The organism is Coprococcus sp. LG101-27, from assembly GCF_027695515.1.
In the GTDB taxonomy this organism is placed as follows: domain Bacteria; phylum Bacillota; class Clostridia; order Lachnospirales; family Lachnospiraceae; genus Allocoprococcus; species Allocoprococcus comes.
This window is the reverse complement of the sequence record NZ_JAQEUJ010000009.1, coordinates 16,796-40,228: the sequence shown is the minus strand read 5'-3', so window position 1 is coordinate 40,228 and position 23,433 is coordinate 16,796. Positions and strand designations below refer to the sequence as shown.

General features: G+C 43.4%; 20 protein-coding genes, 2 tRNA genes and 1 other annotated feature. Of the genes, 19 read left to right on the top strand and 3 right to left on the bottom strand.

All coding sequences use genetic code 11. From position 1 onward, the window contains the following. Positions 1-60 precede the first annotated feature (60 nt). Positions 61-1,230, top strand: a complete 1,170-nt coding sequence (locus PG766_RS08255) for a M20 metallopeptidase family protein (RefSeq protein WP_118199012.1) — start codon at positions 61-63, stop codon at positions 1,228-1,230. 189 nt (positions 1,231-1,419) lie between these two features. On the opposite strand, the gene PG766_RS08250 is transcribed toward PG766_RS08255, so the two are convergent. After that, positions 1,420-1,492, bottom strand: a tRNA-Gly gene (locus PG766_RS08250). Between the two features lie 260 nt (positions 1,493-1,752). On the opposite strand from PG766_RS08250, the gene PG766_RS08245 reads away from it, so the two are divergent. After that, positions 1,753-1,825, top strand: a tRNA-Gly gene (locus PG766_RS08245). 427 nt (positions 1,826-2,252) lie between these two features. On the opposite strand, the gene PG766_RS08240 is transcribed toward PG766_RS08245, so the two are convergent. Continuing rightward, complete coding sequence (locus PG766_RS08240; RefSeq protein WP_118199014.1) at positions 2,253-3,131, bottom strand: hypothetical protein; 879 nt, start codon at positions 3,129-3,131, stop codon at positions 2,253-2,255. A 219-nt stretch (positions 3,132-3,350) separates the two neighbouring features. On the opposite strand from PG766_RS08240, the gene PG766_RS08235 reads away from it, so the two are divergent. From PG766_RS08235 to PG766_RS08190, 10 genes are all read left to right on the top strand, one after another. Beyond that, a complete protein-coding gene (locus tag PG766_RS08235) occupies positions 3,351-4,637 on the top strand; it encodes a homoserine dehydrogenase (protein ID WP_270590730.1) in 1,287 nt (428 codons plus the stop codon). Between the two features lie 33 nt (positions 4,638-4,670). After that, entirely contained in the window at positions 4,671-5,519 is an 849-nt protein-coding gene (gene thyA, locus PG766_RS08230) for a thymidylate synthase (protein ID WP_118199016.1), read from the top strand. 17 nt (positions 5,520-5,536) lie between these two features. Then, on the top strand, positions 5,537-6,025 hold the full coding sequence (locus PG766_RS08225) for a dihydrofolate reductase (protein WP_117824630.1): 489 nt from the start codon (positions 5,537-5,539) through the stop codon (positions 6,023-6,025). Positions 6,026-6,105: 80 nt separating this feature from the next. After that, positions 6,106-6,364, top strand: a binding site (T-box leader). Between the two features lie 88 nt (positions 6,365-6,452). Next, the gene (gene ilvB, locus PG766_RS08220; RefSeq protein WP_008369614.1) at positions 6,453-8,183 is read left to right on the top strand and encodes a biosynthetic-type acetolactate synthase large subunit; all 1,731 of its coding nucleotides are present in this window, start codon (positions 6,453-6,455) and stop codon (positions 8,181-8,183) included. An 18-nt stretch (positions 8,184-8,201) separates the two neighbouring features. Then, positions 8,202-8,711: an acetolactate synthase small subunit gene (ilvN, locus tag PG766_RS08215; RefSeq protein ID WP_022221140.1), complete on the top strand. Its 510-nt coding sequence runs from the start codon at positions 8,202-8,204 to the stop codon at positions 8,709-8,711. A 154-nt stretch (positions 8,712-8,865) separates the two neighbouring features. After that, positions 8,866-9,891, top strand: coding sequence for a branched-chain amino acid aminotransferase (locus PG766_RS08210; RefSeq protein ID WP_008369610.1), 1,026 nt, complete (start codon positions 8,866-8,868; stop codon positions 9,889-9,891). Next, complete coding sequence (locus PG766_RS08205; protein WP_118199017.1) at positions 9,891-10,526, top strand: lactate utilization protein; 636 nt, start codon at positions 9,891-9,893, stop codon at positions 10,524-10,526. The genes PG766_RS08210 and PG766_RS08205 overlap by 1 nt, the downstream gene beginning before the upstream one ends. A 241-nt stretch (positions 10,527-10,767) precedes the next feature. Next, on the top strand, positions 10,768-11,550 hold the full coding sequence (locus tag PG766_RS08200) for a class I SAM-dependent DNA methyltransferase (protein ID WP_270205714.1): 783 nt from the start codon (positions 10,768-10,770) through the stop codon (positions 11,548-11,550). A 19-nt stretch (positions 11,551-11,569) separates the two neighbouring features. Continuing rightward, positions 11,570-12,448, top strand: coding sequence for an Hsp33 family molecular chaperone HslO (gene hslO, locus PG766_RS08195; protein ID WP_118199018.1), 879 nt, complete (start codon positions 11,570-11,572; stop codon positions 12,446-12,448). Positions 12,449-12,460: 12 nt separating this feature from the next. Continuing rightward, a complete protein-coding gene (locus PG766_RS08190; RefSeq protein ID WP_118199019.1) occupies positions 12,461-14,377 on the top strand; it encodes an NAD(+) synthase in 1,917 nt (638 codons plus the stop codon). Between the two features lie 112 nt (positions 14,378-14,489). On the opposite strand, the gene PG766_RS08185 is transcribed toward PG766_RS08190, so the two are convergent. Further along, the gene (locus PG766_RS08185) at positions 14,490-15,176 is read right to left on the bottom strand and encodes a S1 RNA-binding domain-containing protein (RefSeq protein WP_118199020.1); all 687 of its coding nucleotides are present in this window, start codon (positions 15,174-15,176) and stop codon (positions 14,490-14,492) included. A gap of 289 nt (positions 15,177-15,465) precedes the next feature. On the opposite strand from PG766_RS08185, the gene PG766_RS08180 reads away from it, so the two are divergent. The 7 genes from PG766_RS08180 (at position 15,466) to PG766_RS08150 (ending at position 23,177) form a co-directional block, all read left to right on the top strand. Further along, complete coding sequence (locus tag PG766_RS08180) at positions 15,466-16,200, top strand: DUF5058 family protein (protein WP_008369597.1); 735 nt, start codon at positions 15,466-15,468, stop codon at positions 16,198-16,200. 21 nt (positions 16,201-16,221) lie between these two features. Next, the gene (locus PG766_RS08175) at positions 16,222-16,911 is read left to right on the top strand and encodes a hypothetical protein (RefSeq protein ID WP_008369595.1); all 690 of its coding nucleotides are present in this window, start codon (positions 16,222-16,224) and stop codon (positions 16,909-16,911) included. A gap of 18 nt (positions 16,912-16,929) precedes the next feature. Beyond that, entirely contained in the window at positions 16,930-18,039 is a 1,110-nt protein-coding gene (locus PG766_RS08170) for a M20/M25/M40 family metallo-hydrolase (protein ID WP_118199021.1), read from the top strand. Between the two features lie 16 nt (positions 18,040-18,055). Beyond that, the gene (locus PG766_RS08165) at positions 18,056-19,390 is read left to right on the top strand and encodes an amidohydrolase (protein ID WP_118199022.1); all 1,335 of its coding nucleotides are present in this window, start codon (positions 18,056-18,058) and stop codon (positions 19,388-19,390) included. A 116-nt stretch (positions 19,391-19,506) separates the two neighbouring features. After that, positions 19,507-20,802, top strand: coding sequence for a GTP cyclohydrolase IIa (locus PG766_RS08160; protein WP_118199023.1), 1,296 nt, complete (start codon positions 19,507-19,509; stop codon positions 20,800-20,802). Between the two features lie 98 nt (positions 20,803-20,900). Continuing rightward, positions 20,901-22,553 (top strand): putative manganese-dependent inorganic diphosphatase, encoded by a 1,653-nt coding sequence (locus tag PG766_RS08155; RefSeq protein ID WP_118199024.1) that lies wholly within the window; start codon positions 20,901-20,903, stop codon positions 22,551-22,553. 30 nt (positions 22,554-22,583) lie between these two features. Further along, positions 22,584-23,177: a flavin reductase family protein gene (locus tag PG766_RS08150; RefSeq protein WP_022221152.1), complete on the top strand. Its 594-nt coding sequence runs from the start codon at positions 22,584-22,586 to the stop codon at positions 23,175-23,177. The last annotated feature ends 256 nt before the right edge of the window (positions 23,178-23,433 follow it).

Below are 23,433 nucleotides of genomic sequence, written 5' to 3'. Positions count from 1 at the left end.
TCTTTTTTTATAGCGAAATTCTATAATAATGATAGTTGAAATAAAAGGAGGATGGGATATATGGCACATAAAATTTTAGAAGAAGCGCAGGAAATGAATGATCTACTTATAAAATGGAGAAGAGATCTTCATCAAATTCCTGAGACGGATCTGGAGCTTCCAAAGACTGTGGAATATATCAGTAAACGTCTGGATGAGATGAATGTAGAATACAAGGTATTTCCTGAGGTTTCAGTGATTATCGCTCAGATTGGAAAAGGGGATAAATGTTTTCTTCTGAGAAGTGATATGGATGCGCTTCCGGTAGAAGAGGAAACGGGACTTGAATTTGCATCAAAGAATGGCTGTATGCATGGATGCGGACATGATCTGCACGCTACGATCCTTCTTGGAGCGGCAAAAATTTTAAAGGCACATGAAGAAGAACTGCCGGGCGTGGTCAAATTATTGTTCCAGCCAGGTGAGGAGACCTTCCGCGGAGCGAAAGCAGCAGTGGAAGCAGGAGTCCTGGAGAATCCGCATGTAGATGCTGCCTTTGCAGCGCATGTATTTGCGGCAATTCCATGTGGAACGATTGGATATGGTGTGGAAGCCATGGCATCTGTATATGGCTTTAAAATCACCCTTACAGGACGTGGCGGACATGGTTCTGCACCGGAGGGCTGTATTGACCCGATCAACGCTGGTGTAGAAGTTTATCATGCTCTTCAGGCACTGATCGCCAGGGAATGTCCACCATCAGCAGAGGCAGCACTTACGATTGGACAGTTTACAGCTGGTAATGCAGCAAATGTAATTCCGGAGCGCTGCGTGCTTCAGGGAACACTAAGGACATTTAATGAAGAAGTGAGGACGATGCTGATCCGGAGGATTAATGAAATTGTTCCGGCTGTTGCAGCAGCTTATCGTACTACATGTGAAATCGAAGAACTCAGCAATGTTCCGAGTGTAACTTGCAATGAAGAACTGAATGCAGAGTATATTAAAAGTGTTGAGTCTCTTGAGAATCCGGGAACAACGATTAACGGTGGATTTCATGTCATGGGATCCGAAGACTTTGCCGTGATTTCAGCAAAAATACCGGCAAGTTATTTTGTAGTCGGAGCCGGAGTGGAAGATCAGAGTAAATGGAAAGGACAGCATAATCCAAAGATTCTGTTTAATGAAAAAGCATTACCGCTTGGCGTAGCCATGTATGCGAAGATTGCAATGGACTGGCTGGCAAAATAGAAGAGTAGATCTATAAGGTTAGAATAAATAAAAAGAAGGGATCAGGCTTTTAAAAAAAGTGAAAGCGGATCCCTTTTCGTGTATCTGGCACAACTCTGACAAATGGGGGCTTTTGATTTAATTAAAAGTTTAATCAGAAATTTACATGAATGAAAAAAGAGACTTATGAAAATCATAAGTCTCACAAAGAGCGACAGACGGGACTCGAACCCGCGACCTCCACCTTGGCAAGGTGGCGTACTACCAACTGTACTACTATCGCATCTATTAAATTGTGTTCATCAGAACAATATCTACTATACCGTACAAAGAAGGAATTGTCAACGAAAAAATGAAGAAATTCTGTTCTACTTTTTGCGTAGATTCAATAAGTTTTCTGTTAATCAGACAAAAAATGATTTTAACAGAATAATAGGCGAAGAAAAGTAGAAAAGTCCGACATATAAAATTGAAAATATACTTGACCAATTGATAGATATATTGTATAGTATTTATTGTTCTGATGAACAACAAATAATGAATGCGATAGTAGTACAGTTGGTAGTACGCCACCTTGCCAAGGTGGAGGTCGCGGGTTCGAGTCCCGTCTGTCGCTCTTGAATTAAGAACTACATGTTGCGTGTGGTTCTTTTTTTGTGCATACAATGAGCCAAATACAGATTTTCACATCCATGCAGATTTGTGCTTGCACAAGGATCTGCATGGATGTGAAAATCTGTATTTGGCGAATGTACATCATCGAGCTGCTAAGCGAGATGGTGTATGTTCGCCAGGGTTTCGTGGTCACACGAAACCCTGGCTCATTACTAACGTAAAATACCCATTGGCACCCATGCAGATTTGTGCTTGCACAAGGATCTGCATGGGTGTAAAAATCTGTATTTGGCGAATGTACATCATCGAGCTGCTAAGCGAGATGGTGTACGTTCGCCGGGGGTTCGTGTTTACACGAAACCCTGGCTCATTACTAACGTAAAAAAGACTGGCATCGAGCCAGTCTTTCATCATAACTATTCTTTTTTTTATTTCAGGAAGAACCAGTATCCTGCAAATGCAGCAGCTGCGATGATCAGGAAGATAAGGATTACAACAAGCACAACAGGAAAATGTCGCTCATCATCGTCATCTTCTTCGTCTAACATATTCTGATAGTTCTCACGCATCTCCTGTTCACGTTTTTCACGGACATGCTTTGGTGGGATATTAGAATAGGTCTGTTCTTTTTCTCCCTCTGGAGTGGAAAGATCAGGTGCAGTAATTTTAAGTTCATCCGCTTCATCAGAAATGATACGTGTGCTGGAATTGTCAATTGCATGTACCGGTTTGGCTTCTTCCGGACGTTTCTTTTTCGGACGTGGACGAACTTTTTCCCGGCTTTCTTCCTGACCTTCTGCATATTTGAGAAGTGGACGGTCTGAAGTAGCAGGGCGTTTCTTTGGATGCGGTCTGGATGGCTGTTCTTCGGAAGAACCTTCTGTCTTCGGACGAGGTTTTCTTACCGGTCTTTCGCTTTCGGCAGCCGGGTTAGGACGTTTTTTCTTCGGATGAGCCGGTACTTCTGGATTAGCAGAAGAAGCGGTCCGCTTTTCGGCGTTTTCCGGAGATACCGGACGTTTTTTCTTTTTCTTTGGCTGGGCAGGACGTTCGGCAGAAGTTTTTTCTCCTTCGGCAGCCGGGCGCTTTTTGTGTGGCTTTTCTGCAGCCTTACCGGCTTCAACTGTTTTTTCAGCCAATGCTTCTTTTGCAAGCTTTTTTTTCTTTTCACGCTGTTTATCTAAATTCCACTGCTTTTTACAATCGCGGCAGATTGCGAATTCATTGTAGATTGCTTCACCGGCTTCATTTTCGCCTATTTTTTTGTTCTTGATCTCAAGATCCTTTTTACAAATCGGGCACTGCATGATTTATCTCTCCTCTTTGGTTTTTTAATATGTATCTACTCCCTTATTAAATGATGTAAATGTTAAAAATTATGTTTAACATTCACATCCTTAAATACATAGAATCATACATTTATAATGTTATCACGTCCCCAAAAGATGTCAAGAAAGTTCTTTGAATATTTACAAAAAAGTGCTAGAATAAAATGGATTTACTATAGATTAGGAGGACGCGAAGATATGGCAGATACAAAGACAATCAAAGTAGGATTACTTGGACTTGGAACAGTCGGAACAGGTGTTTATAAATTGATTGGACGTCGCAGTGAAGAGATGCAGCAGAAGACCGGCGCCACTCTTGAAATAAAGAAAATTCTGGTGCACAACATGAAAAAAGTAAGACAGGGTGTAGATCAGAATCTGCTGACAGATCAGTGGAAAGAGATTATAGAAGATGATGAAATCCAGATCGTGATCGAGGTGATGGGTGGAATTGAGCCTGCGAAAACGATGATCACAGAAGCGCTGAAAGCAGGAAAAAATGTAGTAAGTGCAAATAAGGATCTGATTGCAGAATATGGAAAGGAACTATACGAGGCAGCAAAAGAAGGAGGCGCGGATTTCCTGTTTGAAGCAGCGGTAGCAGGAGGAATCCCGATCATCCGTCCGCTTAAGCAGTGCCTGGAAGGCAACCAGATCGATGAGATCATGGGAATTGTCAACGGTACGACTAACTATATCCTGACAAAGATGTTTGAAGATGGAATGGATTTCACAGAAGCACTCGCAAAGGCGACAGAGCTTGGCTATGCAGAAGCGGATCCGACGGCAGATGTGGAAGGCCTGGACGCAGGACGTAAGGTGGCAATCATGGCTACGTCAGCATTCCATTCACAGGTGAAATTTTCGGATGTCTATACGGAGGGAATCACAAAGATCACAGCAGCAGATGTAAATTACGCAAAAGAGATGGGAAATGTGATCAAACTGATCGGTATTGCGAGAAATACATCTAATGGAATTGAAGCAGGTGTTTATCCGATGATGATCGATAAGAAACATCCGCTCGCTACCGTAAGAGATTCCTTTAATGCTGTTTTTGTACACGGAGATGCAGTTGGGGATACCATGTTCTATGGAAGAGGAGCAGGAGAACTGCCGACCGCAAGTGCAGTTGTCGGAGATGTGATGGATGTTACAAGAAATATTGTATGGAACTGTACCGGAAGAATCGGATGGAGCGCATACAAAGAGCTTCCGATCAAGGAATTTGCGGACGTCAAGAATCGTTTCTTTATCCGTATGCAGGTGAGTAATGAACCGGGAGTACTGGCAGCAATCGCGAAAGTATTCGGAGATCATAAGGTAAGTATCGAACGTGTGATCCAGGAACAGGCAAAAGCGGCAAAGGCAGAACTTGTCATCGGAACATCCGCAGTCAAGGAATACCATCTTCAGGATGCACTGGAGGAATTAAAAGAAATGCCGATCGTAAGTGAGATCAGCAGCATTATCAGAGAATATTAAAAGGCACAGCATTGGAAAAAGGAGTAATCAGGCATGAGTTATGCAGACAAAATTTTTATAGAGATGTGCAGGGACATCATTGATAATGGAACCAGCACAGAAGGAGAAAAGGTACGTCCGAGATGGGAAGACGGGACTCCGGCGTATACTGTAAAAAAATTTGGTGTGGTGAACCGGTATGATCTGCGAAAAGAATTCCCGGCACTGACACTCAGAAGAACCGGGATCAAAAGCTGTACGGACGAGCTTTTGTGGATCTGGCAGAAAAAATCCAATAATATCCACGATCTGAACAGTCACATCTGGGACAGCTGGGCAGATGAAGATGGATCGATCGGGAAGGCATACGGCTATCAGATGGGCGTAAAGCATGTCTACAAAGAGGGAATGATGGATCAGGTAGATCGTGTACTCTATGATCTGAAGAATAATCCTTACAGCCGCCGGATCATGACGAATATCTATGTACATCAAGATCTTCATGAGATGAATCTGTATCCGTGTGCATACAGCATGACGTTCAATGTGACAAAAGAAAAAGGCAGCGACAAGCTGACACTGAACGGAATCCTGAACCAGCGTTCCCAGGATGTGTTGGCGGCAAATAACTGGAATGTATGCCAGTATGCTGTGCTACTTCATATGCTCGCGCAGGTATGCGATATGCAGGTGGGCGAATTTGTACATGTGATCGCAGATGCACATATTTACGACAGGCATATTTCGCTGATCGAGGAACTGATTTCAAGAGAGACGCACCCGGCACCGAAATTCTGGCTGAATCCGGAAGTGAAAGATTTCTATCAGTTTACACCGGATGACGTAAGATTAGACGATTATGTGACAGGACCGCAGATCAAAAATATTCCGATCGCGGTTTAGAAAAGGAGACAGATACGATGAACATTATTGTAAATGCAGATAAAAACTGGGCAATAGGAAAGAATAACAGTCTGCTTGTACGAATCCCGGCAGATATGAAATACTTCCGCCAGATGACAGAAGGCAATATTGTCGTGATGGGAAGAAAGACACTGGAAAGCTTTCCGCAGGGGCGTCCGCTTGCCAACCGGGTTAATATTGTAATTTCCCATAATCCGGATTATCAGGTGAAGGATGCGATCGTGGTACACAGCGTGGAAGAGGCAATGCAGGAATCTAAAAAGCATGAAGGAGAAGTATTTGTGATCGGCGGAGAAAGTATTTACCGTGCCATGCTTCCGTACTGTAATACAGCGTATGTTACGCGGACAGATCATGTATATGAGGCAGATACCTGGTTCCCGGATCTGGACAAAAATCCGGATTGGCAAAAAACAGCTGAGACGGATGAACAGACATATTTCGATCTTGAGTATGTATTTGCAAAATATGAAAGAATAAAATAGATCAATAAAATTTGCGAAATGTATCATTGACAAATCAATATACCACTCTTTATAATAAATGTAATCGATGAGACAATAGAAGAAATGCTATGACAAGGAGGAGTATATGATCTTCGGAAGCAAAGAGAGAAGGCGGACGGTGTAAGCCTTCATGAAGGGATTGTAGAAGTAGCCTTTGAGCAGCGGACCGAACGGGAATTTCTCAAGTAGACTTCGACGTAGACCCTACGTTACAGGGGAATAGTATCGAACATTTCTATGGTTCTGTACTTGCGTGAGAGCAGAGAAGCAGCTTCTCTGAAGACAGGTGGTAACACGGATTTTATATTCGCCCTGAACGGTCAGCCGTTTAGGGCGTTTGTTATTCTATATGACTATGATAAAAATTTGGCGATCATCTGTATAGAAAATTCATGGAGGTAGATTTATGAAAAAAATATCAGGGAACAAATTACTTGTAAAAGCATTAAAAGAGGAGGGGGTAGATATCCTTTTTGGATATCCGGGAGCCTGTACAATTGATATCAGTGATGAAATTTACAAACAGGATTACACAAAAGTTGTACTTCCGCGTCATGAACAGGCACTTGTCCATGCTGCAGATGCTTACGCCAGATCAACAGGAAAAGTCGGGGTATGTCTGGTAACAAGCGGACCGGGTGCAACCAATCTGGTGACAGGAATTGCAACGGCAAATTATGACAGTGTACCGCTGGTATGTTTTACCGGACAGGTTGCGAGACATCTGATCGGAAATGATGCATTCCAGGAAGTTGATATTGTAGGTATTACAAGAAGTATCACAAAATACGGTGTGACAGTAAGAAAGAGAGAAGATCTTGGAAGAATCATCAAAGAGGCATTCTATATTGCGCGCAGCGGACGTCCGGGTCCGGTTCTTGTGGATCTCCCGAAAGATGTAATGGCAGAGCTTGGAAGCCCGAATTATCCGGAGACAGTCAATATCCGCGGATATAAGCCGAGTACCGGTGTTCACATCGGACAGCTTAAGAGAGCAGTCAAGATGCTTGGAAAAGCAAAGAAACCGTTGTTCCTTGCCGGTGGTGGGGTAAATATTGCAGGAGCGAATAAGGCGTTTACCGAACTTGTAGAACGTACCCAGATCCCGGTTGTGACAACGATCATGGGACGTGGTGCGATTCCGACAACGCATCCGCTTTTTATCGGTAATCTGGGGATGCACGGTGCATATGCATCCAATATGGCAGTGGAAGAATGTGATCTGCTGTTCTCGATCGGGACCAGATTTAACGATCGTATCACCGGAAAACTGCATGCATTTGCACCGAAGGCTACGATCGTACATATCGACATTGATACTTCCTCCATCTCACGTAACATTCAGGTAGATATTCCGATCGTTGCGGATGCAAAAGAAGCAATTGAAAAATTATTGGAATATGTAGAACCAATGGAGAAAAAAGAAAGCTGGATGGAACAGATCGAAGGCTGGAAAGAGGAGCATCCGCTTAGGATGAAACCAAAGGGAGACCAGATGCAGGCTCAGGATATTCTGGAGACGATCAATGAAGTGTTTAAAGAGGATGACAAGATTGTTGTGACAGATGTAGGACAGCATCAGATGTTCACATCCCAGTATCTGGAAGTGAATGAAAAGACCAGACTTTATATGTCCGGCGGACTTGGAACCATGGGATATGGATTCCCGGGAGCAGTCGGAGCGCAGATTGGCAATCCGGACAGTACGGTAATTGCAATTTCCGGTGATGGCGGTATGCAGATGAATATTCAGGAATTTGCAACAGCAGTGCTGGAAGAACTTCCTTTGATCCTCTGTGTATTTAACAATACCTATCTTGGAATGGTTCGCCAGTGGCAGAAACTTTTCTATGGAAAACGCTATTCTATGACGGATCTTCGTGCAGGCGCAGCGACAAGACGTGGAGAAGAGCATCCACCGAAATATACGCCGGACTTTGTAAAACTTGCAGAAAGCTATGGGGCAAAGGGAATCCGTGTAACCGAAAAATCCGAGATGAAAGCAGCATTTGAACAGGCAAAAGCAAACCGTGCACTGAAGGTGCCGACTCTGATCGAATTCATGTTGGATCCGGAAGTGCAGGTTTATCCGATGGTACGTCCGGGCGGAACCCTGGAAGATCTTTTGATGGATTAATGGAGAGGAGAGGTGAAGATGGATAATACAATGAAAAAAAGATGGATTTCCTTATATGTGGAAAATCAGGTTGGTGTACTTTCAAAGATTTCCGGACTCTTTTCCGGTAAATCCTATAATCTGGAGAGTCTGACGGTAGGTAGAACAGAAGATCCGACTATCTCCAGAATGACGATTGAGACGAACAGTGATGAAGAGACTTATGAGCAGATCAAAAAACAGCTGAACCGTATGGTTGAAGTCATCAGAGTCATTGATTTTACAGAAGTATCTGTTGTTATGCAGGAGCTGATGTTTATCAAGGTAAAAAACTGTACACCGGAAGATAAGACAGAGCTTTTCCAGATCGCGCAGACCTATCAGGCAAAGGTACGTGATTATGGAAAAGACAGTGTGCTTCTTGAATTTGTACACACGGCACATAAAAATACAGCGATCATCCAGTTTCTACGTTCTGAATTCAATTCAATTGAAGTTGTAAGAGGCGGAAGTGTGGGGATTGAAGCGATCACAATGCCAAAAAGATAAAAAAATCAAAAAAAACAGAGCGCACTCTTGAATTTGAAAAACAGAAGTAATATAATAGCGATATGTAATCCGTAGGATTTAAAATACGGGAAACAAAAATTATAATTTAGATATATGTTACTGTAAGAAGCAACAAGGGAATGGAGGAATTACAATGGAAAAGAAACAGATTGACTGGTCAAGCATAGGATTTGGTTATATCCCGACCGAAAAGAGATATGTTTCAAATTACAAAGATGGAAAGTGGGATGATGGATGCCTGACAGAAGATGCCAACATTGTATTGAATGAGTGTGCAGGTGTTCTGCAGTATTCCCAGTCAGTATTTGAAGGTATGAAGGCATACACAACAGAAGACGGACGCATCGTTGTATTCCGCCCGGATATGAACGCAAAGAGATTTGCTGATTCCGCAAGAAGACTTGAGATGCCTGTATTTCCGGAAGACCGTTTTGTAGATGCGATCGTACAGGTAGTAAAAGCTAATGCGGCTTATGTACCACCTTACGGATCAGGAGCGTCCCTTTATATCCGTCCATATATGTTCGGAAGCAATCCGGTTATCGGAGTTAAACCTGCTGACGAATATCAGTTCCGTGCATTTGTAACACCAGTAGGACCATATTTCAAGGGTGGCGCAAAGCCGATCACAATTAAAGTCTCAGACTTTGACCGTGCAGCACCGCATGGAACAGGACATATCAAAGCTGGTCTTAACTATGCAATGAGCTTACATGCAATTGTAACAGCACATGAAGAAGGCTATGCAGAGAATATGTATCTGGATGCAGCAACAAGAACAAAAGTAGAAGAGACAGGTGGAGCAAACTTCATCTTCGTCACAAAAGATGGTAAAGTAGTTACTCCGAAATCAAACAGTATCCTTCCATCTATTACAAGACGTTCTATTCTTTATGTGGCAGAACATTATCTTGGACTTGAGACAGAAGAAAGAGAAGTATATCTTGATGAAGTAAAAGACTTTGCAGAATGCGGACTTTGCGGAACAGCAGCAGTTATCTCACCGGTTGGAAAGATTGTAGATCATGGTAAAGAAATCTGCTTCCCAAGCGGAATGGATGAGATGGGACCTGTTATCAAGAAATTATATGAAACACTTACCGGAATCCAGATGGGACACATCGAAGCTCCGGAAGGATGGATCCAGGTGGTTGAATAATGGATAAATTTGTTACAAAGCGAAATGATCTGCTCGCTGAGCAGGTGATAAAGAGTCTGAAGTCCCGTCAGATGGAGGGACATTATGTACAGACCAAAGAAGAGGCACTTGCCCTTGCACTGGAGCTGATTCCGGAAGGAAGCAGCATCAGCTGGGGAGGGTCTATGAGCATTAAGGCAATTGGACTTCCAGAAGCACTTCATAAAGGAAATTATAAAGTGCTGGACAGAGATCTGTGCGCGACACCGGAGGAAAAAGCAGAGATGATGCATCAGGCATTTAACTGTGATTATTTTCTTGCAAGCTGTAATGCAATCTCGGAAGATGGGATACTGGTCAATATAGATGGAAATGCAAACCGTGTGGCAGCTATTTCTTACGGACCGGAAAATGTTCTGATGATTGTTGGTATGAATAAAATTGTAAGAAGTGCAGAGGATGCATATGCCCGTGCAAAGTATGTGGCAGCTCCGATTAACGGACAGCGTTTTGAAGGGCTTCCGTGTGCGAAGATAGGTGTCTGTTCCAACTGTAAATCTCCGAAAAGTATCTGCTGTCAGACACTGATTACAAGATTCAGCCATGTTCCAAACAGAATAAAAGTGATTTTGGTGAATGAAGAACTGGGATTCTAAAAAATACGAAGAGAATCAGGGAATTTCCCCTGGTTCTTTTTGTGTCTGAAAAAGAAAATGCGTTACTGGTCACAGGTACTGTGAACAGTAAAGAAAATTCCAAAAGGGAAAAGTTCTCATCAGAATATGACTTTCCTAGAGGAAAATCCTGTGTTATACTATAAAATAATCTGGATGTCAGGATGCGCAGCGGAGTGGTCCGTGGACATCGGTCAGTGCTGCTTATGGGCATTGATGGCGAATCGAAAGAGAGGAACAACAGAGTATGGAAGCGTATACAAGCTTTGCACGTGTATATGATACCTTCATGGATAATATTCCCTACGAAGAATGGTGTGAATATCTCACCGGTCTTATGAGAGAATATGGCGTCAGGGATGGACTGGTACTGGATCTGGGGTGCGGTACCGGGAACATGACAGAATTGCTTGCAAAGGCAGGATATGATATGATTGGTGCGGACAATGCGGAAGAGATGCTGGAGATCGCAATGGAGAAACGAGACAAATCCGGTTATGATATTCTGTATCTTCTGCAGGATATGAGAGAATTCGAACTGTATGGTACGGTAAGAGCTGTCATCAGTGTCTGCGATTCAGTCAATTATATTACAGAGCCGGAAGAACTTCAGGAAGTATTCCGCCTGGTCAACAATTATCTGGATCCGAAAGGTGTTTTTATTTTTGATTTTAATACACGTTACAAGTATGAAGAGATTCTTGGGGATCGCACAATTGCAGAGAACCGGGAGGAATGCAGTTTTATCTGGGACAACTATTATTACGAAGATGAGAAGATCAATGAATATGATCTGAGTCTTTTTATTGAGACAGATAAGGACAGTGGGCTTTATCGCAAATATGAGGAGACGCATTATCAGAGAGCGTATACGCTGGAGGAGATGAAGGAACTGATTCGGAAGTCGGGGCTGGAATTTGTGACAGCATACGATGCATTTTCAAAGAATGCGCCGATGGACACAAGCGAGCGCATTTATGTGATCGCAAGAGAACAGGGAAAATAGAACAGGAGAGAATTGTTATATGAAAGATTATATTGTAAGAGCAACTGCGGGAGACGGACAGATCCGTGCATTTGCCGCAACAACCGGAAATCTGGTGGAAGAGGCAAGAAAGAGACATGACACAAGTCCGGTAGCAACAGCGGCACTTGGAAGACTTCTGACAGCAGGAGCAATGATGGGAGGCATGATGAAGAATGAGACAGATGTGCTGACGCTTCAGATCAAAGGTGATGGACCACTTGGCGGAATTACGGTGACTGCAGATGCAAAAGGTGATGTGAAAGGATACGTCGATCATCCGGAAGCAATGATGCCGCCTAAGAATGGCAAACTGGATGTTGGAGGAGCTGTTGGAATCGGTCTTTTAAATGTTATTAAAGATATGGGACTGAAAGAACCATATGTTGGACAGACTATTCTGCAGACAAGTGAGATCGCAGAAGATCTGACGTATTATTTTGCAACCAGCGAACAGGTTCCGTCTTCTGTGGGCCTTGGAGTATTGATGAACAAGGACAACACTGTACACTGTGCAGGTGGGTTTATCGTGCAGGTAATGCCGTTTGTATCGGATGAGGTGCTGGATAAGCTGGAAGAGAATATCAAGAAGATCTCTTCCGTTACCAGTATGCTGGATAACGGACATACACCGGAGCAGATGCTGGAGCAGGTACTGGATGGTCTGAATGTGGAATTTACAGATACAATGGATACACAGTTTAAATGTAATTGTTCGCATGAGAGAATCGAGAAAGCCATCATCAGCATCGGAAAGAAAGATATCCAGGAAATGATCGATGACGGAAAAGAAGTAGAAGTAAAATGCCATTTCTGCAATACGGCGTATACATTTAGTGTAGAAGAACTGAAACGGATTTTAAAACAGGCAAAAAGATAAAGAGGTAAACACATGAAACAGGGATTTATCAAAGTTGCAGCGGTCACAGTTGATATTCGTGTGGCGGATGTCTGGCACAACTGTAAGGAAATCTGCAAACGTATGAAAGAAGCTGAGAAGGCTGGCGCAAAGATCATTGTTTTTCCGGAGCTTTGCCTGACCGGGTATACTTGCAGCGATCTTTTTACACAGGATATACTGTTAAAAGAGGTGCGCAGAGCACTTGCAAAAGTTGCAGAAGAGACCAGGCATACAGAAGCACTTGTATTTGTTGGGCTTCCACTTGCAATTGATGGAGAGCTTTATAATGTTGCGGCCGCATTAAATGACGGAAAGATCCTTGGCTTTACAACCAAGACATTTCTTCCGAATTATGGGGAATTTTATGAGATGCGTCAATTCCGTCAGGGACCGAAAAAAGCAAGAGTGATTTCTTATGAAGGGGAAGAAATCCTGTTTGGGCCGCAGATCCTGTATCAGGCGGCAGAGATGGATGATCTGGTCGTATCGGCAGAGATCTGTGAGGATGTCTGGTCACCAATCCCGCCGAGCATTGAGGCGGCAAGAGAAGGCGCGATCATCCTGGTCAACTGTTCAGCAAGTGATGAGACGATCGGAAAGGATAGTTACCGGGAGGAACTAATCAAGGGACAGTCTGCAAGACTGATTGCAGGTTATGTCTATGCAAATGCCGGGGACGGAGAGTCTACAACGGATGTGGTATTTGGCGGACACAATATTATTGCAGAGAATGGGACGATCCTGAAAGAAGCAAAGCGGTTTGCCAACGAGATGATCGTCAGTGAGATTGACATTTTCCGTCTTTTAAGTGAACGGAGAAAAAATACAACTTTCCAGACAACGGAAGAACGTCATCTTCCAAAAGTACTGTTCCACATAAGTGTGGAAGAGACAGCACTTACCAGAAGCTTTGCACAGACCCCTTTTGTTCCACAGAATATGGCAGAGAGGGAAAAGCGCTGTGAGGAGATTCTGATGATTCAGGCAATGGGACTGAAGAAGCGTCTGGTGCATACTCACTCGAGAACAGCAGTCGTTGGAATTTCCGGCGGTTTGGATTCAACGCTGGCACTGCTTGTGACGGCGAAAGCGTTTGACATGGCAGGAAAAGACTGCAAGGATATCATTGCAGTTACGATGCCTTGCTTTGGTACAACAGACAGAACCTATCAGAATGCCTGCCTGATGTCGAAGAAGCTGGGAGCCACTTTGAAAGAGGTGCCGATCGCGGATGCGGTCCATGTGCATTTCCGTGATATCGGACATGATGAAGAGGTACATGATGTGACCTATGAGAATTCACAGGCAAGAGAGCGTACCCAGGTGCTGATGGATATTGCTAACCAGGAATGGGGCATGGTCATCGGAACCGGAGATATGTCGGAGCTGGCTCTTGGGTGGGCGACTTATAATGGAGATCATATGTCTATGTACGGGGTCAATGCATCTGTTCCGAAGACACTGGTACGCCATCTGGTTCAGTATTATGCGGATACCTGTGAGGATCAGGAGCTGAAAGAGGTACTTCTGGATGTTCTTGACACACCGGTAAGTCCGGAGCTTCTTCCACCGAAGGATGGCGAGATCGCCCAGAAGACGGAAGACCTTGTAGGTCCGTATGAACTGCATGATTTTTATCTGTATTATGTTCTGAGATTTGGCTTTGAACCGTCAAAGATCTATCGGCTCGCAAAGCTTGCATTTGAAGGAACTTATGACAGCGTGACGATCATGAAATGGCTGAAGACCTTTTACCGAAGATTTTTTGCGCAGCAGTTTAAGCGCTCCTGCCTGCCGGACGGACCGAAGATCGGTACGGTGGCACTTTCTCCGAGAGGAGACTGGAGAATGCCGAGCGATGCGTGTGCGGCAGTCTGGATGCAGGATCTGGAAGCACTGGAGAAATAGAAAAGAATGTACAGGGGGGTACATTCTCGCATAAAGTGTCAGTGACACTTATCAGGCAATGATAAAGGGAAGTCTGCGAAAGTGCAGGCTTCCCTTTTTTAAATTATAATTTTTAAAGCTTGATATTTTTAAACAGATCTCCAAGGCTGGTTCCGATTGCTTCTGCTTTCGGAATTTCTACGTGTTCCAGCTCTTCCTCCTGTTCTTTTTCAGCATCTTCGGCAAGAGCCTTGATACTGAGGCTGATCTTACCGTCTTTGATACCGATGACTTTGACATCTACTTCGTCCCCAACGTGAAGTACCTGGTCTGCTGATTTGATTCTCTGGGTACTGATCTGGGAAATGTGAACCAGACCGGAAAGACCGTTCTCGAGACGTACAAAAGCACCGTAGGACTGAAGCGATTCAACGGTACCTTTTACAACACTTCCAACCTGTACAGATGCAAGTTTTTTTGCATCTTCTGCTTTTTTCTGTTCTCTTAAAATCTCACGTGCAGATAAGATCAGGCGTCCTTCTGCCTGGTTTGCTTCGATCACGCGGACATCAATTTCTTTTAGAAGATAAGTCTCCAGATCTTCGATATAAGAAAGAGAAAGGCGGGATGCCGGGATGAATCCTCGAAGTCCTTCGACCATGGCGATGACACCACCATTTACGATTCCTTCTACTTTTACGTGAAGATTGGTTCCCTCTTCCTGATAACGTGCGACCACATTCCATGGATTGGCATCATCGAAATGATCTTCGTAGTCTGCCATGCTTTCTGTCTGTTCCTGTAATTTTTCGTTTTCCATCTTAACACCTCTGTTAGTTTATTTTTCTGAACGTATGCTCAATATGTTTATTAGTATAACACATTTTTGTATAGATAAAAAGTATGGATTCCAGATGGTTAGACGGTTAAATTGTGCTTAATGAGAAAAAATCGTTATTATGTACGAAAATTGTGGTAAAAATTTGTGTATATTTTGAATAGTAAAATTTATGAAAAAAGTTGACAAAAGAAAAAATAAATTGTATATTACCAACATAAGGACATATTAAGGACAGTGTCCTAAACTAAAAGGCAAAGGAGAATTTAAAATGAAGGGAAACGTGAATTATCTGGAACTGGCAAACAGCCCTCTGATGTGGGTGAGTGCCGCAATAGCAGTAGGAATCGTAGTTTTTCAGTCCGTACTGTTTTTCAGGAAGTCGCTCAAAGCAGCAAAAGAGATTGGAATTGAACAGGAAAAGATCAATATGGCAATTAAGAGTAGTGCCATTTCCTCAATTGGACCATCTATTGTAATCCTGGTAACAATGATCTCTCTGATCGTATCAATGGGAGCACCTGTTTCATGGATGAGACTTTCTTTCATCGGATCCGTTAACTATGAAGCAATGGCAGCCGGATTTGGCGCACAGGCAATGGGCGCTACACTGGAGAACCTGACACCGGTTGCATTTGCCTGCGGTGTATGGACCATGATCTGTGGTTCACTTGGATGGCTGATCTTCACACTCCTTTTCACAGATAAGATGGATAAAGTAAACCATCTGATGTCAAAAGGAAATTCCAAAATGGTTCCGATCATTTCAGCAGGAGCGATGCTTGGTGCATTTGCAAACCTTGCATCAGGAAACTTCTTCAACGAAAAGAATCAGTTTGCATTTGGCGGAGCACCGGCAATCGCAACAATCGTAGGATGCATTCTTATGATGATCCTGACAAAGTTAGCGAAAGAAAAGAATATTGGATGGCTCAGAGAATGGGCCTTTGCAATTTCCATGTTCTCAGGCATGCTCATTGGTTACATCTGGAACACTGTATTTTAATAGGAATGAGAGGATAAAGATATGAATAAAGAATACTACAACAAAGTCTATATACCTGATATTGTTAAATGGGGAAAAATCACCATGTTATTAGGTATCATTACATGTTTTGGACCGGCACTTGTTATCTCAGTTGTATACGGATGTATGCCACCGGTATCCGCAATCATTGCAGGTACAATCGCACAGATCAGTGTAAGTGGAGCATTTTATATTGTAGAACCGATTTCCTATTTCCCGATTCTTGGAATCCCGGGAACTTATCTGACATTCCTTTCAGGAAATACATCCAACATGCGTGTTCCGTGTTCTTCTGTTGCACAGGAAGCAGCAGGCGTTGAAATGGGGAGTGACAAAGGTTCTGTTGTATCAACCATCGGTATTGCTGTATCGATCATTGTAAATATTGTGATTCTGACAATCGGAGCAATTGCAGGAAACGCAATTATCGGTATGATGCCAGAAGGATTCAAGCAGGCCCTCAACTTCCTTCTTCCGGCACTTTACGGAGCTGTATTCGGACAGTTCGCAATCACAAGACCGAAGCTTGGTGTAGTTGCAGTAGTTATTGCATTTGCAATGAACTGGCTGATGAAAAACGGATTCTTATCCTTCTTCCCTGGAACACCGTCATACGTTGTTATCCTGGTAGCCGTATTTGGATCTATTTTCGCAGGAAAGATTATCTACAAGAAAGAGCTTGAGGACTAAGTCCGGAAAGGAAAAACGATGTTATCGAGAGAAAGATTACAGGAAAGATTTATTGAGATGATCAAGATCTACAGCCCGTCAAAAGGGGAGAAAGAGATGGCGGACTGGATAGAAAACTGGCTGAGAGAACGGAACATTCCGTTCCAGTCAGATCATGCCGGGGAAGCTTATGGTGGAAACGGCAGAAATATCGTTGCATTTGTAAAAGGAAATACGAAGGAACGTCCATTTGGATTTGCAGCACATATGGATCAGATTGAGCCTTGCAGAAATGTAAATCCGGTGATCAATGGAAACATCATCAGTACCGACAAGACAACAACACTTGGCGGAGATGACAAAGCTGGAATTTCAGCAATCATGGAAGCGGTAGAAGATATCATTGAAAGCGGTGTACCGCACAGAGATATTTATCTTGTATTTACCTGCTCCGAAGAGATTAGTATGATGGGAACAAAGCACATGGATATGTCTATGCTGCCATGCAAGGAATTGGTTGTTGTAGATGCAACCGGTGGAGCAGAGACTCTCGCATACAAAGCACCGGCAATGGAAGCGATTGAGATTACTTTCAAAGGAAAGAAAGCGCATGCCGGAATTGAACCGGAAAAAGGAATCAATGCAATTGTTGTGGCATCAAAGGCAATCAGTAAGATGCACATCGGACGTATTGATTATGAGACAACCTCTAATATCGGACATATTGAAGGTGGATCTGCAACCAACATCGTAACAGATGAGGTTACATTTACCGCAGAGATCCGTTCACACAGTATGGAAAAGCTGGCTGCAGAGGTTGCACATATGGAACAGTGCTGCAAGGAAGCTGTAGAGGAAATGGGAGCCTGTTATGAGATGAAGCATGAGATGGCTTACCCGGTCCTGTCGCTGGAAGAAGACTGTGAATTGATCCAGGATACTGTAAATGCAATGGCAGAAGAAAGAATTACAGCAAATAAAATGATCATCGGTGGCGGAAGTGATGCAAATGTGCTTGCGGGACACGGATATAAGAGCGTCATTTTGGGATGTGGAATGATCAATGTACACACAGTAGAAGAAGCGCTTGATACAGATGAGACCTGGAAAGTGACAAAAGTACTGAGAAGACTGATGGGTGCAGAATAGGAGATGGACGACATAGATGGAAAAAGAAGAACTGAAGCAGAGATGTCTGGACGCGATTGACGAGAACAGAGATCTGATCATTCAGCTTGGTGATGATGTATATAAAACGCCTGAACTTGGCTACAAAGAATTTAAGACTACAGAAAGAATGATAAAGGCATTTCAGGAGATTGGAGAAGAGCCGGAGACGGAAATTGCATATACTGGCTGTAAGGTTTCAACTCCGAAAAAAGGGAATACAAGAATTGCCGTGATCGGAGAGCTGGACTGTATCCAGTGCAAAGAACATCCGGACAGTACGCCAGAAGGAAATGTTCATGCCTGCGGTCATCATGCACAGCTTGCAGATCTGTATGGATGTGCGATTGGTCTTTTAAGATCCGGAGTGATGAAGGAACTGGGTGGAGCGGTTGATTTTATTGCGATCCCTGCGGAAGAATGCGTAGATTATGATTATCGTGACAGTCTGATCCGTGAAAATAAGATCAGTTTTTACGGCGGCAAGCAGGAATATTTAAAACGTGGTGGCTTTGATGATGTGGATATGGCATTGCAGTGTCACATGATGGAAATTGGAAATGGCAGACATTGCACGATTGATACCGACTGCAACGGATTTGTGACAAAGACGGTAACATTTATCGGAGAAGCTGCGCATGCAGGTTTCGCACCACATGAAGGAATCAATGCGTTAAATATGGCAGAGTTGGCACTGAACAACATTCATGCACTCCGTGAGACTTTTCAGGAGAAAGAAAAGGTTCGTGTAAGTGCAATCATTACAGAAGGCGGAGATCTGGTAAATGTAGTTCCTGCTGTTGTGAAGATGCAGATCATGGTACGTGCTTTCACAATTGATGGAATGCTGGATGCCAGTAAAAAAGTGAACCGTGCGTTAAAAGCCGGAGCACTTGCAATCGGAGGAAAAGTCGAGATTGACGATAAGATCGGATATCTTCCGATGAATACCAACCGTGAGCTTTCAGCATTATATAAAGAAAATATGATCGAATATACAGGGGCGGAAAAAGATTCATTTGTAGAGCTTTATGAGACAGCAGGTTCTACAGATCTGGGGGATCTTTCTCAGATCATGCCGTGTATGCACATCTGGACAGAGGGAATAACCGGAGGACTTCACTCCAAGGATTACCGTCTTGCGGACCCGGAACTTGCTTATATCGTTCCGGCAAAGATGATGGCGCTTACGATCATTGATCTTCTTTATGATAACGCAAAAAAGGCAAAACAGATTCTTGACAATTTCAAACCGACGCTGACAAAAGAAAGTTATCTGGAATTAAAAAAAGAGCATTCTAAGCTTGTGGTTTTTGATGGCTCTGAGTTATAATAAAAAGGAATCCCGTTTAAGGGGTTCCTTTTTTAAAGCAATTATTCAGATATAGAGAGAGAAGCTGCCAACGGCAGGTTCTCTGGATAGAAGATCGCAATACGGGGGACAAATTTGTGAAAGTTGGAGTTATCGGATCAAAATCATCTTGTGAGGTTGTTAAGAAGAGTATAAAAGAAATCGACAGTTCAGTAGAAGTAGCTTCTTATGAAGAGGAACAGGTTAACCGAAGTGACCGGCTGATTGAGGAATGTGAACAGGAGTGTGATGCGGTACTGTTTACGGGCTGTGCGATCGAAAGTTTTGTGGGGAGAAACTATCATTTCACCAGGCCACATGTGTCGGTGGAAAAATCGGTAGTCAGCATTGCGGGAGCATTTCTGCAGATGCAGAAAAGTAATATTGAACTGGATGCATTTAGTATTGATATTGTAGAAAAACAGGTCATTGAGGATTTGCTGGATGCATTTGACATCCTGGCAAGAAACATTTATTCCTGTCCGTTTCAGGCAGGAGTGGAAGAAGAACAGTATGTGGAGTGGCACATGAAGCTTCTGGATGAAGGAAAGGTCAATGTGGCACTGACTTCTCTTCGGTGGGTGTATAAGATACTGCAGGAAAAGGGATACCATGCAATTTATCTGCCTCCGACCAGGGCAAAAGTGAGAGTGGCACTGGAGAAATTAAAAAATGAATGTGCGCTTCAGGAAGCAGAATATGCGCAGGCAGCAGTTGAGATTTTTCAGCTGACGGATTATAAGAGCAGAGAAGAGAATTATTATTCAAGTATGCTTGCAAAAGCAGATATTGAAAAAGAAATCATCAAATATACAGAAGGGATTCAAGGTGCAATTTTTGCATCAGGAAGAAGAGAATATATTGTATTTTCCAATTCCGGGGCTGTACAAGAAGAATTTAACCAGCGGAAGCTTCTGAATCTGCAAAAAAAAGTGCAGGAGGAGAAGAAAATCAGCCTGAATGTAGGGATCGGAACCGGAGGCACGATGAATGACGCGGAAATGAACGCAAGACGTGCACTGGATTTTTCCCTGAAAAATGCAAAGCAGGAGATTTTCTGGATTGATGCCGGTCAGACACAGCACGGACCGCTTGGAAAGGAGATCCAGCTGGAATATCAGCTCATTTCTTCCGATCCGAAGCTACAGGAAATTTCAGAAAAAACCGGGCTCAGCACAACGTCAATTCTGAAGATCATTGCCATTGCAGATGTAAGAAAAAGTTATATTTTCGATGCACATCAGTTGGCGGAGTGTCTGGGGATTACGGTCAGAAGTGCGCGCCGGATCATGAATAAGATCATGGAAGCCGGTTATGGAAAAGTGTATGCAAAGAAGACAGCGGCAGCGGGTGGCAGACCGAAGGCACTGGTAGAGATATTGTTTAAAATTTAGTGTAAGTGGTCTTTTATCCGAACAAGGGTTGACGAACAGTAAAAAAAATGGCATTCTGAAAAATAAAGGAACAAGAGATAGTAATGGAGTAATATAAAATGGATCAGAAAAAACCAAAGAAAGTATATGTGATCGGACATAAAAATCCAGATACAGATTCTATCTGTTCGGCAATTGCATATGCAAATCTGAAAAATAAAATCACAGGAGAAAAATACATAGCGAAAAGAGCGGGCGAGGTAAATGGTGAGACAGCATATGTTCTGGATAAATTCCAGGTAAGTGTGCCGTCTCTTCTGGACAATGTACACCTTCAGGTAAAAGATATGGATATCCGTCATATTGAGGGTGTATCTGGTCACATGTCCATTAAAGACGCATGGGCAAGAATGAAAGATGAGAATATTAAGACACTGCCGGTAACAAGAGGTGAGAAGCTGGAAGGGCTGATCACTATCGGAGATATTGCTACGTCATATATGGAAGTGTACGATAATAATATCCTTGCAACAGCGAGAACCCAGTACCGTAATATCGTCAAAACACTGGACGGAACACTGATCTCCGGGAATGAGCATGGCTATTTCCTGAATGGAAAAGTTGTCATTGCCGCATCCAGTCCGGATCTGATGGAGAATTTTATTGAGAAGGATGATCTTGTCATTCTTGGAAACCGTTATGAGTCACAGCTGTGCGCGATCGAGATGGATGCAAGCTGTCTGGTCATCTGCCAGGGAGCCAATATTTCCAAAACGATCAAGAAGATGGCAGAGGAGAGAGATATCGTGATTATTCAGACACCACATGATACCTTTACTGCTGCAAGGCTGATCAACCAGAGTATTCCGGTCAAGTATTTTATGAGCCGTGATAATCTGGAGATTTTTCATTTGAATGATTATGTGGAACATGTGAAAGAAGTTATGTCAAAGACGAAGTACAGAGATTTTCCAATTCTGGATAATAAAGGAAAGTTCTGTGGTTTCCTCTCCAGACGAAGACTTATGACATCCCGTAAAAAACAGGTGATTCTTGTGGATCATAATGAAAAATCACAGGCTGTGAATGGAATTGAAGAGGCAGAGGTGCAGGAGATCATTGATCATCACAGACTGGGCGGTCTGGAGACAATCGGACCGGTATATTTCCGGAATCAGCCGGTTGGATGTACCGCTACGATCATTTACCAGATGTATCAGGAAAGCGGTGTAGAGGTAGGGCCACAGATGGCGGGACTTCTGTGCTCTGCAATTATTTCGGATACGTTACTGTTCCGTTCACCAACCTGTACGATGGTTGATCAGGCGGCAGCAGAGGCACTGGCGCGGATTGCCGGGATTGATATGGAAGAACATGCAAAAGAGATGTTCAATGCGGGAAGCAATCTGCGTGGCAAATCCGTAGAAGAGATCTGTTTCCAGGACTTTAAGGTGTTCAATGTAAAAGATATCATGTTTGGAGTCGGACAGATCACATCCATGAATCAGGATGAACTGGATGAGGTGAAAGGACGTCTGATCCCATATCTGGAAGAGGCGAGAAAGACCCAGGGACTGCATATGTTGTATCTGATGATGACTAATATTCTGGAAGAGTCTACAGAACTCCTTTGCTGTGGTGAAAATGCAAAGGAACAGGTTCTTGAAGCGTTTGAACTGCCGGGAGATACGGAAAAAATTCTCCTGAAAGGTGTAGTATCAAGAAAGAAACAGATGATCCCTGTTCTGGTAACTTATCTGCAGCAAAAATAAAAACAGATGACTCTATAGGAGAGATGACTTATGGCAAAACAGATCTGGAAGCCGGGAAATATGCTGTATCCACTGCCAGCAGTTATGGTCAGTGTGGCAGATAAAGAAGGCAATCCGAATATCATTACCGTGGCGTGGGCGGGAACGGTCTGCACAAACCCGCCGATGGTTTCGATTTCCGTGAGACCAGAGCGGTATTCTTATCACATGATCGATGAGACCGGAGAATTTGTAATCAATCTGACGACGGAAAAACTTGCGTATGCAACGGATTATTGCGGTGTGCGTTCGGGAAAAGATGTGGACAAATTCAAAGAGCTGCATCTGACACCGGAAAAGGCAGAATATGTGAGCGCACCACTGATCGCGGAGAGTCCGGTCAACATCGAGTGCAAGGTGGTCAAAAAAGAAACGCCGGGGTCGCATCATATTTTCCTTGCCGAAGTAAAAGCGGTTCATGTAGATGATGCCTATATGGATCAGAAAGGGCGATTTGCATTGGAAAAGACCGATCCGATCGTATATGTGCACGGACAGTATTATAGTCTGGGTAAGTTGCTCGGAACATTTGGCTATAGCGTGAAAAAGCCGACAAAGAAGAATGGAAAGAAAAAGAAGAAATAAAAACAGAAAATCCTCTTGACAAGAAAATGACAGAGGGTATATGCTGTGTAAGTAGAAACTCAAGGGCGAGACTGCTAAGGTGCGGTCTCGTCTTTTTTTATAGGAAATTCCGAAGGAACTTCCTATGAAAAAAAGGCACTGCGTGCCGGAGAGGCGCACTCGCACGAAGATGAAGAATGTCGCAAGCGGTCTACGCTCTGCTTCGGTCGTTGCTTAACGAGCGCCACTGGCGCTCAGCAACGCACTCGGCGCGAGA

Excerpts from the sequence above, each read along its gene's own strand:
- PG766_RS08255 (WP_118199012.1), top strand. The coding sequence starts at position 61 with ATGGCACATAAAATTTTAGAAGAAGCGCAGGAAATGAATGATCTACTT.
- PG766_RS08240 (WP_118199014.1), bottom strand. The coding sequence starts at position 3,131 with ATGCAGTGCCCGATTTGTAAAAAGGATCTTGAGATCAAGAACAAAAAA.
- PG766_RS08235 (WP_270590730.1), top strand. The coding sequence starts at position 3,351 with ATGGCAGATACAAAGACAATCAAAGTAGGATTACTTGGACTTGGAACA.
- thyA (WP_118199016.1), top strand. The coding sequence starts at position 4,671 with ATGAGTTATGCAGACAAAATTTTTATAGAGATGTGCAGGGACATCATT.
- PG766_RS08225 (WP_117824630.1), top strand. The coding sequence starts at position 5,537 with ATGAACATTATTGTAAATGCAGATAAAAACTGGGCAATAGGAAAGAAT.
- ilvB (WP_008369614.1), top strand. The coding sequence starts at position 6,453 with ATGAAAAAAATATCAGGGAACAAATTACTTGTAAAAGCATTAAAAGAG.
- ilvN (WP_022221140.1), top strand. The coding sequence starts at position 8,202 with ATGGATAATACAATGAAAAAAAGATGGATTTCCTTATATGTGGAAAAT.
- PG766_RS08210 (WP_008369610.1), top strand. The coding sequence starts at position 8,866 with ATGGAAAAGAAACAGATTGACTGGTCAAGCATAGGATTTGGTTATATC.
- PG766_RS08205 (WP_118199017.1), top strand. The coding sequence starts at position 9,891 with ATGGATAAATTTGTTACAAAGCGAAATGATCTGCTCGCTGAGCAGGTG.
- hslO (WP_118199018.1), top strand. The coding sequence starts at position 11,570 with ATGAAAGATTATATTGTAAGAGCAACTGCGGGAGACGGACAGATCCGT.
- PG766_RS08190 (WP_118199019.1), top strand. The coding sequence starts at position 12,461 with ATGAAACAGGGATTTATCAAAGTTGCAGCGGTCACAGTTGATATTCGT.
- PG766_RS08185 (WP_118199020.1), bottom strand. The coding sequence starts at position 15,176 with ATGGAAAACGAAAAATTACAGGAACAGACAGAAAGCATGGCAGACTAC.
- PG766_RS08180 (WP_008369597.1), top strand. The coding sequence starts at position 15,466 with ATGAAGGGAAACGTGAATTATCTGGAACTGGCAAACAGCCCTCTGATG.
- PG766_RS08175 (WP_008369595.1), top strand. The coding sequence starts at position 16,222 with ATGAATAAAGAATACTACAACAAAGTCTATATACCTGATATTGTTAAA.
- PG766_RS08170 (WP_118199021.1), top strand. The coding sequence starts at position 16,930 with ATGTTATCGAGAGAAAGATTACAGGAAAGATTTATTGAGATGATCAAG.
- PG766_RS08165 (WP_118199022.1), top strand. The coding sequence starts at position 18,056 with ATGGAAAAAGAAGAACTGAAGCAGAGATGTCTGGACGCGATTGACGAG.
- PG766_RS08155 (WP_118199024.1), top strand. The coding sequence starts at position 20,901 with ATGGATCAGAAAAAACCAAAGAAAGTATATGTGATCGGACATAAAAAT.
- PG766_RS08150 (WP_022221152.1), top strand. The coding sequence starts at position 22,584 with ATGGCAAAACAGATCTGGAAGCCGGGAAATATGCTGTATCCACTGCCA.